General features: G+C 63.9%; 11 protein-coding genes. 3 read left to right on the top strand and 8 right to left on the bottom strand.

Annotated elements, in window-relative coordinates:
* Window positions 1–241 precede the first annotated feature (241 nt).
* The 3 genes from IFT99_RS17060 (at window position 242) to IFT99_RS17050 (ending at window position 2,585) form a co-directional block, all read left to right on the top strand.
* On the top strand, window positions 242–1,552 hold the full coding sequence (locus tag IFT99_RS17060) for an L-fuconate dehydratase (RefSeq protein ID WP_065993022.1): 1,311 nt from the start codon (window positions 242–244) through the stop codon (window positions 1,550–1,552).
* 245 nt (window positions 1,553–1,797) lie between these two features.
* Entirely contained in the window at window positions 1,798–2,238 is a 441-nt protein-coding gene (locus tag IFT99_RS17055; RefSeq protein WP_192133754.1) for a DUF202 domain-containing protein, read from the top strand.
* Complete coding sequence (locus tag IFT99_RS17050; protein WP_197986014.1) at window positions 2,235–2,585, top strand: DUF202 domain-containing protein; 351 nt, start codon at window positions 2,235–2,237, stop codon at window positions 2,583–2,585. Before IFT99_RS17055 ends, IFT99_RS17050 begins: the two co-directional genes overlap by 4 nt.
* 275 nt (window positions 2,586–2,860) lie before the next feature.
* Here the strand turns inward: IFT99_RS17050 and IFT99_RS17045 are convergent, their stop codons facing one another.
* The 8 genes from IFT99_RS17045 to dkgB all read right to left on the bottom strand — a co-directional run bounded on the left by IFT99_RS17045 (window position 2,861) and on the right by dkgB (window position 11,920).
* Window positions 2,861–4,456, bottom strand: a complete 1,596-nt coding sequence (locus tag IFT99_RS17045) for a gamma-glutamyltransferase family protein (protein WP_192133752.1) — start codon at window positions 4,454–4,456, stop codon at window positions 2,861–2,863.
* Window positions 4,457–4,525: 69 nt separating this feature from the next.
* Complete coding sequence (locus IFT99_RS17040; RefSeq protein ID WP_244657007.1) at window positions 4,526–5,434, bottom strand: ABC transporter permease; 909 nt, start codon at window positions 5,432–5,434, stop codon at window positions 4,526–4,528.
* Window positions 5,434–6,378 carry an ABC transporter permease gene (locus tag IFT99_RS17035; RefSeq protein ID WP_037011865.1) on the bottom strand — a complete coding sequence of 315 codons (945 nt, stop codon included), beginning with the start codon at window positions 6,376–6,378 and terminating at the stop codon, window positions 5,434–5,436. The genes IFT99_RS17040 and IFT99_RS17035 overlap by 1 nt, the downstream gene beginning before the upstream one ends.
* Window positions 6,379–6,421: 43 nt before the next feature.
* Window positions 6,422–7,921 carry an ABC transporter substrate-binding protein gene (locus IFT99_RS17030; RefSeq protein WP_192133750.1) on the bottom strand — a complete coding sequence of 500 codons (1,500 nt, stop codon included), beginning with the start codon at window positions 7,919–7,921 and terminating at the stop codon, window positions 6,422–6,424.
* Window positions 7,918–9,051, bottom strand: coding sequence for an ABC transporter ATP-binding protein (locus IFT99_RS17025; protein ID WP_192133748.1), 1,134 nt, complete (start codon window positions 9,049–9,051; stop codon window positions 7,918–7,920). Before IFT99_RS17025 ends, IFT99_RS17030 begins: the two co-directional genes overlap by 4 nt.
* Window positions 9,048–10,052, bottom strand: coding sequence for an ABC transporter ATP-binding protein (locus tag IFT99_RS17020; protein ID WP_192133746.1), 1,005 nt, complete (start codon window positions 10,050–10,052; stop codon window positions 9,048–9,050). The genes IFT99_RS17025 and IFT99_RS17020 overlap by 4 nt, the downstream gene beginning before the upstream one ends.
* Entirely contained in the window at window positions 10,049–10,786 is a 738-nt protein-coding gene (locus IFT99_RS17015) for a FadR/GntR family transcriptional regulator (RefSeq protein WP_065993032.1), read from the bottom strand. Before IFT99_RS17015 ends, IFT99_RS17020 begins: the two co-directional genes overlap by 4 nt.
* 330 nt (window positions 10,787–11,116) lie before the next feature.
* Window positions 11,117–11,920 (bottom strand): 2,5-didehydrogluconate reductase DkgB, encoded by an 804-nt coding sequence (gene dkgB / locus IFT99_RS17010; protein ID WP_192133743.1) that lies wholly within the window; start codon window positions 11,918–11,920, stop codon window positions 11,117–11,119.
* Window positions 11,921–12,266: the final 346 nt, after the last annotated feature.

The raw sequence follows: 12,266 nt of genomic DNA, 5'->3' as shown, positions 1-12,266 counted from the left end.
CAGATCGGGGGAGGGTGGTGAATCTGACATATCGGATTTGATATCGATGATTAGGATTTGGCGATTATGCCTGTATCGCAAACCGTCCTACAGTCGCATGTCCCTGTGGGAGTGACCGGGGTGGCGTTCCACCTTGCTCGTGAAGGCGTTTTACCTGCTACGAATTTGCCTGTTACGCCGCTTTCGCGAGCAAGCTCGCTCCCACCCCCGTCCATCTTGCTACCCATAACAAGAGTCCACCATGCAGATCACGTCCATTTCCGTCCGCGACATCCGCTTTCCCACCTCCCTGTCCCTCGACGGCTCCGACGCAATGAACAGCGCGCCGGACTATTCCGCTGCCTATGTCGTGCTGCACACCGATTCACCGGACGGGCTGGAAGGCCACGGCCTGACGTTCACCATCGGGCGGGGCAATGAGATCTGCGCCGCCGCGATTCACTCCCTGGCGCCCTGCGTGGTGGGGCTGAGCCTGGAATCGATCACTGCGGACATGGGCGCGTTCTGGCACACCATCACAGCCGGCGACAGCCAATTGCGCTGGTTGGGGCCGGAAAAAGGCGTGATCCATCTGGCCACCGCCGCGCTGGTCAATGCGGTGTGGGACCTGTGGGCCAAGGTCGAGGGCAAGCCGGTCTGGAAGTTGCTGGCCGACATGACCCCCGAGCAGTTGGTGAAATGCCTGGACTTCAGCTATGTCACCGACGCCATCACTCCCGAAGAAGCCATCGCGTTGCTCCGTCGCCAAGTGCCGGGCAAAGCGAAGCGCGAGGCGCAGATGCGGGAGGAGGGCTATCCGGGCTACACCACCGCGCCGGGCTGGCTGGGTTATTCGGAAGAGAAGATGCGCCGGCTGGCCCGCGAAGCCGTGGCCGAAGGCTGGACCCACATCAAGCAGAAGATCGGTGCGGACATCGAAGAAGACCTGCGCCGCGCCGCGATCCTGCGGGACGAACTGGGCTGGGAACGCACCCTGATGATGGACGCCAATCAGGTCTGGAGCGTCGAGCAGTCGATCAGCAACATGCGCCGTCTGGCGGCGTTCGAGCCCTGGTGGATCGAAGAACCGACCCACCCCGACGACATCCTCGGTCACGCGACGATCCGCCAGCGCATCGCGCCGATTGGCGTGGCCACCGGTGAGCATTGCCACAACCGGGTGATGTTTAAACAGATGTTCCAGGCCGGCGCGCTGGATTTCTGCCAGCTCGACGCGGCACGGCTGGGTGGGCTGAATGAGGTGCTGATCGTGTTGCTGATGGCGGCGAAGTTCGACATCCCGGTGTGCCCCCACGGGGGCGGGGTCGGGTTGTGCGAATACGTGCAGAACATTTCGCTGTTCGATTACATCGCCGTGTCCGGCTCCCTGGACAAACGCGTGCTGGAATACGTCGATCACCTGCACGAGCATTTCCTCGATCCGGTGGTCATCCGCCGCGGCCGCTACATGCCCCCGCAACGGCCGGGGTACAGCATCGAAATGCACGCCGAGACGCTGGAGCGCTATCAGTATCCCGATGGCGCAGTGTGGGTGGACCTGGCGAACCGATAATCCGACTGTAGGAGCGTGGCTTGTCCCGCGATCGGCGGGGAACCCGTCGTGACCCGCCCAACGCGTTTTTCCAGACACAGCGCGTTGCCAGGATTTACGGGGACTGCGTCCCCGATCGCGGGGCAAGCCACGCTCCTACAGGTTATGCACGGTGCGGCAACAGACAACGGCATGTCGCTGTGGACACGGGCCTTTCCCGGGCATGACCGGTATGATCCGTCGCATCTACCCGACCACGGTGCGACATGAATTCCCCCGAGCCCGGCAACGTCATTCCTCCCGCCACTCCTCCAGCAAGCGCCCCCGTCACGCCGCCCGAGCGTGATCGGCTGTCGGCTTCGCTGCTCGGCGGCGGCTGCGAGCCTGACCCGCGCTTCACCCTGGCCAACGAACGCACCTTTCTCGCCTGGATCCGCACGGCATTGGCGTTCCTGGCGGGCGGCATCGCGGTCGAAGCCTTCACCAGCGACGTGTTCAGCCCCGGCCTGCGTCGGGCTGTGGCGCTGTCGTTGCTGGTGCTGGCCTTGTTGGTGAGCGCCAGTGCCTGTGTGCGCTGGCTGAAAGTCGAACGGGCGATGCGTCAACGCAAGCCGCTGCCGTTACCGGTGCTGGTGCCGATTCTGTCGTTGGGCGGCGCGTTGGTGGCGGCGGGGCTGATCGTCTTTCTGATTTACGGCGCGTCTTGAACCGGCGCGGTCATGCCGTGCCGTCGACGCCATTGCGCCACGACGATCCCGGTCTGCAGCCCGAACGCACACTGCTGGCCTGGCGCCGGACGCTGCTGACGTTGATCGGGGTGTACATTCTGTTTTTGCGCTGGATTCCGCCGTTTGGGTGGGTGGCGCTGCTGCCGGTCATTTTTTCGTTGATGGCGGGCCTCCTGATCCAGATCGGCCTCAACGCGCGCTACCGCAAAAGCGCCCGGGGCATCACCCACGAGCGCATCCCGCCGCCATTACGTGAAGTGGCGGTGCTGGGTTGCACAGTGATGGTGTTGAGTCTGGTGGGGATTGTTGCGGTGGTGTCTGGCTGAATCAGGGGATCGGGCTCAACACTCCCTTCAGCAGGACCGGCCTCTTCCCGGCTAAAGCCGGTCCTACGAACACCGCGTATCTCGTAGGACCGGCTTCAGCCGGGAAGGCGGTTTAGATGGCACGCCGCGCGTTTTAGTGGGACCCGCCGGTAGAGGGGACTGATTTATTTACAGCGCTTCACCGTAAATTAATCTGTCCCCGGTGGATCAAGACATTGTGGCTCAGCAGGACCTGTCTCTTCCCGGCTGAAGCCGGTCCTACAATGCCGGGTGACTCAATACGCCGCCACTAACCCATCCTTCCTCGGATCGGTCCCGCCCACATACCCATGGGCCGTGCGCTGGATGATCTGCGCGCCGCCGAAGGCAAACACGCCGCTGGGGTCTTCCACTTCCACGTCGTGGCCCTTGGCGCGCAGCGCTTCGATCACCTGCGGATCAAACGAGCGCTCCACTGCGACCTTCAGCCCGGACTCAATACGCCAGCGCGGCGCGTCGGCGGCGGCCTGGGGGTTCTGCTTGTAGCGCAGGATGCGCAGCATCATCTGCAAATGCCCCTGCGCCTGCATCGGCCCGCCCATCAAGCCGAACGACATCAGTGGCGTGCCGTCGGCGTTCATCACAAAGCCCGGAATGATGGTGTGAAACGGTCGCTTGCCCGGTGCCACGGTGTTGACGTGATCAGGGTCCAGGGTAAAACCCGCGCCGCGATTCTGCAGGCTGATGCCCGTGCCCGGCACCACCACACCGGAACCAAAACCCATGTAGTTCGACTGGATGAACGAGACCATCATGCCGCTCTCGTCCGCCGCCGACAGGTACACCGTGCCGCCAGCCTTGGGTGCGCCGTGCAGCGGGTCTTCTGCCTGTTCGCCGACCAACGCCGCGCGGTCGCGCAGGTAGGCCGGGTCCAGCATGTGTTCAGCGGCGACGCGCATGTGGTCGTTGTCGGCGACGTGCTGGTTGAGATCGGCCAGCGCCAGCTTCATCGCTTCCAGCACCGGGTGCACGGTCTCGACGCTGTCCACCGGCTGCTCGCCCACCCCCAGCGCTTCAAGGATGCCCAGACCCGCCAGCGTGGCGATGCCCTGACCATTCGGCGGCAGCTCGTGGACCACGGCGCCGGCGTACGGCACCGACAAAGTATCGATCCAGTCCACCCGATGGTTCGCCAGATCCTCAAGGCTCATGACGCTGCCATTGGCGTTGGCGTGAGTGATCATCGCTTCGGCCAGCGCGCCGCGATAGAACGCCTCGCCCTTGGTGTCAGCAATCAGCTCCAGGGTGTTCGCGTGATCTTTCAGCGTGACTTTCTCCCCGGCCCTCGGCGCTTTGCCGCCTTGCAGGAAGCACTCGGCAAAGCCGGGTTGATCCTTCAACAACGCGGCGCCGCGACGCCACAGTTCGGCAATGATCGGCGTCACCTGATAGCCGTCCCGCGCATAGCCGATGGCGGGTGCGGCGAGGGTGGCGAAGGGCAGCTTGCCGTAGCGCTCGGACAACGCGACCCAGGCCGATACCGCGCCCGGCACCGTCACCGAGGCCCAGCCGCGCTGGGGCATTTCCGGCTGACCGGCAAAATGCTCCGGCGTCCAGGCGTTCGGCGAGCGGCCCGAGGCGTTGAGGCCCTGCAACGTCTTGCCGTCCCAGACGATGGCGAACGCGTCGCTGCCGATGCCGCAACCGGTGGGTTCGACCACGGTCAGCACCATGGCGGCGGCGATCGCGGCATCAACGGCGTTGCCGCCCTGACGCAGCATGTCCAGCCCGGCTTGGGCGGCCAGCGGTTGCGAGCAGGCGACCATGTTGTTGCCCATCACCGGCGAGCGGGCGGACGCGTAGGGTTGGCTGTAATCCAGATCATCGAACATGCAGTCGTTCTCTTCTTGGCAGTTGATCGGTTATAGAGGCGCAGCTTCGGCGTATAAGCGCGAGCGCCGTCAGCTTTTCGGATCGAGGGCATCACGCAGCCCGTCACCCAGCAGGTTGAAACACAGCACCGTGATGTAGATCGCCACGCCGGGGGCGATGGACATCCACGGTGCCTGTTCCATGAAGTTTTTCGCGGTGTTGAGCATCGAGCCCCAGGACGGCGAGGGCGGTTGCTGGCCCAGGCCAAGGAACGACAGGCTCGCTTCCGCCAGAATCGCCGAAGCGATGGTCAGCGTCGCTTGCACCACCAGCGGCGAGAGCACGTTCGGCAGCACGTAGCGCAGGATGATCCAGCGGTCCGGCAGGCCGATGGCACGGGCGCCTTCCAGGTAATCTTCGTGACGGATCGCCAGCACCTGACCGCGGGTCAGGCGCGAGAAAATCGGCATCGCCGACAGCCCGATGGCAATCATCGCGTTACTCAGGCTCGGGCCGAGAAACGCGCCCAGGGCAATGGCCAGGACCAGAAACGGGCACGACAGCAGCGCTTCCATGATGCGTGAAATCACCGCGTCGAGCTTGCCGCCGAAGTAACCGGCCAACAGGCCCAATGGCACGCCGATGACCATGGCAATCGCCACCGAAACCCCGCCGGCCAGTAACGAACTGCGCGCACCCCAGAGCAGGCGGGAGAACAGGTCGCGGCCGAGCTCGTCGGTGCCCAGCCAGTAGATCAGCGACGGTGCCTTGCGCACGGCGAGGAAGTTGGCTTTAAGCGGATCATGGGGCGCAATCCACGGCGCCAGCAGCGCGGCGAGAATGAAGATGACCAGCACCACCGCGCCAACCACCGCGCCCTTGTTGGCGAGGAATTTCTTCACGAACGGCGAGCGGGTGCGCGGTCGCAATGGTTCTCTCAACGGCGCCTGGGAGGGCGCGTTCAGCGGCGCCGAAGGATGGGTCGCAATCGAAGTCATCAGGCAGTCCTCAGACGCGGATTGATCAGGCGATAGAGCACGTCCGCCAGCAGGTTCAGCAGCAGAAAGCCGATCGCGACGCACAGCACCACGCCCTGCACCACGGCGTAATCACGGTTGAACACGGCATCGACAATCATTTTGCCGAAGCCGGGAATGCTGAAGACCTGCTCGGTCAGCACCGCGCCGCCAAGCAATTCGCCGAACAGCAGCGTGGTGAGCGTGACGATGGGCATCAGCGCGTTGCGCAGGGCGTGCTTCAAGATCACCGTGCGCGGGAACAGACCTTTGGCCCGTGCCGTGCGCACGTAGTCGGCGCGCAGCACTTCGAGCATCGCGCTGCGGGTGTGGCGCATCAGCACGCCCGACAGCCCGGCGCCCAGCACGAAGGCCGGCAGGATCAGGGTTTTCAGGTTCTGCCCGACGTCTTCACCCAGCGGCACAAAGCCCGAGGCCGGCAGCCACTGCAGCTTCACGGCGAAGATCATGATCAACAGAATTCCCAGCCAGAAGTGCGGAATCGAGATCCCCGACAGGGCAAACACGTTGGCCGCGTAGTCCACCGACGTGCCCTTGCGCACCGCCGAGATCACCCCCGTCGGAATGCCGATCACCAGCGCGATGATCAGCGCCAGCACCGCCAGCTCGATGGTCACCGGCAGCTTTGAGGCCAGCAGCACGGTCACCGGTTGCTCGGTGCGCAGCGAGGTGCCGAAGTCGCCCTGCAGGACGTTGCCGACCCAGTGCACGTATTGCAGCGGCAGCGGGTCGTTGAGCCGGTATTTCTCGCGCAGGTATTCCATCACCGCGGGGTCGCGCTCTTCACCCGCCATGGCCTGCACCGGATCACCGGGCAGCAGCTTTTGCAGGGTGAAGACAAACAGCGAAACCAGGATCAGCGTCGGAATGGCACTGAGCAGGCGTCGCAGGATGAATGTCAGCATGACGAATCCTCGCGGCCGAAGCGGTTGTCCACGGGCGCCGCTGTCATTTGAAAGCGACGTTGTTCAGGCGAATCAAACCATCGGGATTGGGCACGAAACCGGTGAGGTTGCTGCGCATGGCGATGATTCGCGGATCGAAGTACAGGTAGCTGGTCGGCACGTCTTCGGCGAGCAGGCGCAGGGCCTCGAAGTAGATGGCCTGACGCTGGGCCTGATCGTTCACGGTGCGCGCCTTGTTCAGCAGCTCGTCGAGTTTCGGGTCACAGAAATGCCCGTCGTTCTGGCCGCCCTTGCAGGTCACGAACTGGTGGATGTCGCCATCCGGATCAGGGCGGCCCGACCAGGCGCTCATGCCGATCTGGAAGTTGCCGGCCTGTTGCTCGCTGAGCAGCGTGGCGTATTCGGTGGCGATCAGATTGACCTTGAAGCCGGCTTCTTCCGCCATCGCCTGAATGATCTGGCCGACCTGCTGGGCGATGGGGTTGTTGGCGACTTTCAGCTCCACGGCGAGGGGCGTCTTGACCCCGGCTTCCGCAAGCAGTTTTTTGCTGGCTTCGACGTCACGGGTCGGGAGCGGCAAGTCCTTGTCGTAATACGGGCTGTTTTTCGGGAACGGCTGGGCGCTCGGCGCGTACAGGCCTTCGAACACCACCTGATTGATCGCGTCACGGTCGATCGCCAGCTCGAAAGCCTTGCGCACGCGCTTGTCCTTGCCCATCGGGGTGTTGGCTTTGTCGCCGTTGTTGGTGTTGTACATCAGCTGCATGTAGCCCAGGCCCGGCGTGCTGAACACCTGCACGTGGCTGTCGGCCTTGGCGGTCTTCACGTCGGTGGGCGCGACGCGTTCGATGATGTCCAGGTCGCCGGAACGCAGGTTTGCCAGGCGCACCGAGGTGTCCGGAATCGGCAGGAAAATCACCTTGTCGAAGTGGTACGCCTGCTTGTTCCAGTAGTTGTCGAAGCGCTCCAGCACGATGCGGTCCTGCTGCACGCGCTGAACAAATTTGTAGGGCCCGGAACACACCGGCCTGGAGGCCACGTCGGTCGCCGAGGCCTTGGGTGCGAGCATCATCCCGGCGCGGTCCGACAGCTGCGAGATCAGCGTCGCGTCGGGCTGCTTGACCTTGATCGCCACGGTCTTCGCGTCGATCACCTCAACGCTTTCCACCGACGCCAGTTCACTCTTGCGCAGGGAGTCGGGCAGGGTGCGCGCACGGTCGAGGTTGAACTTCACGGCGGCGGCGTCGAATACCTCGCCGTCGTGGAAGGTCACGCCGTCGCGCAGGGTCATGGTCAGCGTCTTGCCGTCCTCGCTCCAGTTCCAGGCGGTGGCCAGTTGCGGCGCGTAGGTCAGGTCCGGATTGACGTCCACCAGCTTGTCGCACAGCGCGGTGTAGACCAGACGCCCCGAGTAAGTGCGCGAGCGGTGCGGGTCGAGCATGTCAGGGTCGTCCTGAATGCCGATGCGCAGGGTGGTTTCGGCGACAGCCGCATTCGCAGCGAGCAGCAACAACGTGGTTGTCATCAGGTGGGCGAATTTCATGGCTGACTCTCCAGAGAAAGGGCTTGATGGCTTTTGAACAGGTTCAGGCGCTGGCTGTAGGCGGCGCTGGGCGTGGGCACGATCAGCGAACCGGCGCCGGCATTGGCGATTTCGCGCCAGTAATGGCAGGCCACCTGACGCCCCGGCTCGACGCTTTCGAAGAGCGGCTTCGCCTCGCGGCACAGCGGCTTGGCGTGGGGGCAACGGGTGTGAAAGCGGCAACCGGACGGCGGCTTGCTCGGGCTTGGCATGTCACCGCCGAGTAACGGCCGCGGACGGCGCAGATCGGGATGGCTGACCGGCACGGCGGCCATCAGCGCTTGCGTGTAAGGATGAAACGGCGTTTCGAACAGCGCGTTGACCGGCGCCAGTTCGACGATCTCGCCGAGGTACATCACCGCCACACGGTCGCTCATGTGGCGGATCACCGCGAGGCCGTGGGCGACGATCAGCAGGGTCAGGCCGAACTGGTGCTTGAGGTCTTCCAGCAGATTCACCACCTGGGCCTGCACCGAAACGTCGAGCGCCGACACCGGTTCGTCGCCGAGGATCAGCCGTGGTTCCGAGGCCAGCGCCCGGGCGATACCGATGCGCTGACGCTGACCACCGGAAAATTCGTGGGGAAAGCGGCTGCCGTGCTCCGGCGCCAGACCCACCGTGCGCAGCAGCTCGGCGACTTTGTCCTGACGCGCGCTGCGGCTGTCGTCGCGATGCAGCCAGATCGGCTCGCCGATGATCGATTCCACGCTCATGCGCGGGTTCAGCGAGGCGAACGGGTCCTGGAAAATGATCTGCAGATCGCGGCGTACCTGACGCAGCTTGTCGGCGGGCAGGTTGCCCAGGTTGCGGCCTTCATAAATGACGTCGCCAGCGGTGGGCTTGAGCAGGTTCAGCAGCACCCGGCCCAGGGTCGATTTACCCGAGCCGGACTCACCCACCAGCGCCAGGGTTTCGCCCCGGCGCACGGCCAGGGAAACCTCATTGACCGCCTGCACGGGTGGCTTCTTGCGCTGGAACAACCCGGCTTCGCTGTGAAAGTGTTTGCTCACCGCGATGCTTTCCAGAATCGGCTTTTCCAGCGCCGATTCAGCCACCCCGTTGTTCACGATGTGTGGGCCTGACAGGCTCATGCGCTGACTCCCAGATGCTGTTCAAGTGGCACACGAATGCAGGCGGCGAAATGCCCGGCGGAGACTTCCTGCAACGGCGGACGGGCTTCCCGGCAGGCAGCGATGACGAACGGGCAACGGCTGGCAAAGCGGCAGCCCGTAGGCATTTCAGCCGGCGTCGGCACACGGCCATTGATCGTTGCCAAACGCCCTTCGCGAGGGCCAACCGAGGGCATCGAGCCCATCAGGCCGATGGTGTAAGGGTGCTGCGGATCATCGAATAAGGTCTTCACCGAACCGCTTTCGACGACGCGCCCGGCGTACATCACGATGACCTCGTCGGCCACTTCGGCGACCACGCCGAGGTCGTGGGTGATGAGCATCATCGAGGTGCCGGTTTCGGCCTGGAGGCTGGCGACCAGCGAAAGAATCTGCGCCTGAATGGTCACGTCCAGGGCGGTGGTGGGTTCGTCGGCGATGATCAGCGCAGGGTCGTTGGCCAGTGCCATAGCGATCATCGCGCGCTGACGCATGCCGCCGGACAGCTCGTGGGGGTAAGCGTCGAGGCGTTGAAGGGCATCGGGCACGCGGACCTTTTCCAGCATTTCCAGCGCGCGCTGGCGGGCGGCGCTGGCAGACAGACCCTGATGGCGAATCACACTCTCGGCGATCTGGTCACCAATGGTGAACACCGGATTGAGCGAGGTCATCGGCTCCTGAAAGATCATTGCCATGCGGTTTCCGCGCACGTCCAGCAGGCGCTCGTCGGACATACCGATCAAAGGTTCGCCCAGCAGATTCGAGGCGCTGGCCTGGACGGTGGCGGTGTCGGGCAGCAAGCCCATCAACGCCATGGACGTCACGCTTTTGCCGCAGCCGGACTCGCCGACGATGGCCAGGGTCTTGCCCGGCTGAATGGCGAACGACACGCCGTCGACGACATTGGCCGGGGCATCCTTGAAGCGCACGGTGAGGTCGCTGACGCTCAATACCGATGGGGTGTTCGCGGGTGAAGCACTCATACGCTGGCCTCGAGGTCTTGCTGGATGACGTGATCGAGCGCCTGTTGCAGCGCACGCAGGTGCCCGCGCATGGCGGTGGCGGCCTTGGCCGGATCGCGGCTCTCGATGGCGCCGATGATGTCGTGGTGGTCGTGGCTGTAGGTGCTCAGGCGATCGGTGTTGCGGGCGCGCTGGCGCAGGTCGCGCCAGGCCGGGTCAAGACGAATGGCGTCGAGCATTTCGAAGATATCGAGCATCAGGCGGTTGCCGGCGGCTTCGGCGATCCCGCGATGCAGCGCGCTGTCCCACAGCTCGATGCCTTCGGCGTCGGGTTCGCTGGCATGTTGCTGGTGGGTGGTGCGCTCGGCGAGCCGGCGCAGGATCGCCATCTGTTCGCCGCTGGCGCGCAGGGCGGCCAGTGACGCCAGCGCCGGTTCCAGATAGATGCGCGCTTCCATGACCTCGCTGAAATTGGTCCGGCTCGACAGCTTGGCAAAGCTCATGGCCGCGCTCGGCGGGGTAGGGCCGACGAAAGTGCCTTTGCCCTGCCGCCGCCAGATGTGCCCCTCGGCTTCGAGCACCGCCAGCGCGCGGCGAATGGCCCGGCGACTGACGCCGAAATCCACCGCCAGATCGCGCTCGGTCGGCAACGGCCGTTGCGGGAAGGCCGCCTGCTGCGCGACCAGTTGGCGCAACGCGTCGAGGGCCATCTTTGACGAAGTGTCGTGGGTTGCGTCGGTGTCGATGCTGTCCATCTGCGTCTCTCGTCACGGGGGTGAACCGGAGGCCATGGGCTGCGTGAAGCAGGGCCTGGCTGCAGAATAGGAGTGCAATAGCGATGCCAATGAAAATTGGTTCACCCGCAAGGTCCGATGGCCGGCACAAGGGCAGGCGTGATCCCGCCGCTTCGGGCCAATCGGCAAAGGTTCGGAAGTCTGGTTCGCGAGGAGGAGCGGGATTGGTTCAGCCGGGAAGCGAACCAATTTCGGGGGAGGGTCCAGGCAGGGCGCCTGTTTATGGTTCGGGTGCGTTATTAGGGGGCGCTGATTGGGGTGATTCTGGCCGAAGCCAGAATCAGCGCTTTATCAATCCCACTGCGGCGCAAGGCTGGCCGGGCTGGTCAGGCGATGGCCGCGGTCCAGCTGGGCGATCTGCGCCATGTCGTCCTGGCTGAGCGTAAGGTCGACGGCTTTCAGGTTGCTTTCCAGGTTGGCGCGTTTGGTCGACGACGGAATCACCGCGTAGCCCAGTTGCATGGCCCACGTCAGGGTCACTTGCGCAGGCGTCGCGTTGTGGCGCTGGGCGATCTGCTCGATCACCGGGTCTTTCAGCACTTCGCCGTAGGCCAGGGTCATGTAGGACGTGATCTTGATCCCGTGCTGTTGAGCGAAAGCGGCCACGGTACGGTTTTGCAGGTACGGGTGCAGTTCGATCTGGTTGGTGGCGATATTCTCGGCACCGACCGCAGCGATGGCTTCACCCATCAGCGCCACGGTGAAATTGGAAATGCCGATCTCGCGGGTCAGGCCTTGCCGCTTGGCTTCCAGCAGTGCGCCCATGAATTCGGCGACAGGCACCTGGCCCTTCGGCGACGGCCAGTGGATCAGCGTCAGGTCGACGTGATCGGTTTTCAGCTTGGCCAGGCTTTCCTTAAGGCTCGGAATCAGCTTGTCGGCGGCGAAATTGTCAGTCCAGATCTTGGTGGTGATGTACAGCTCATCACGGGACACGCCGCTTTGCTCGATGGCCTGACCGACCTCGGCTTCATTGCCGTAGATCTGCGCGGTGTCGATGACGCGATAGCCCAGCTCCAGGCCGTTGCTGACCGAGTCGATGACGACCTGATCTTTCAGGCGGAAGGTGCCGAGGCCAAATGCGGGAACAGTCATGGGAAAACTCCAGAGTTCAAGGGGGAAGGGGATTAACGAAGCAGACGCCCAGTATCCCGCGCCGGCTGGCAGGGAAAAACCACAGCGCGGGCACGGGAGTTTTGACGGGGGATCATGAATGCCATGAAGTTTCGGGCAGCGCTTGATCGTGATCGTTCAACGGGATGTGATTTCCGTAGAAGCTGTCCTTAGCCAGCGCGCTGCATTGTTTTGCGGAAAACGGAGGAACTGTAGGAGTGAGCTGGCTCGCGAAGACGGTATTTCAGCCGGAGAAGATTTAGCGGATGTACTGGCCTCTTCGCGAGCAAGCTCACTCCTACAAGGTCCCTTGCCAGACTAAGATTTT

The sequence above is a fragment of the Pseudomonas sp. CFBP 8772 genome (assembly GCF_014841665.1).
Classification (GTDB): Bacteria; Pseudomonadota; Gammaproteobacteria; order Pseudomonadales; family Pseudomonadaceae; genus Aquipseudomonas; species Aquipseudomonas graminis_B.
This window is presented reverse-complemented; position numbering and strand designations above follow the sequence as displayed.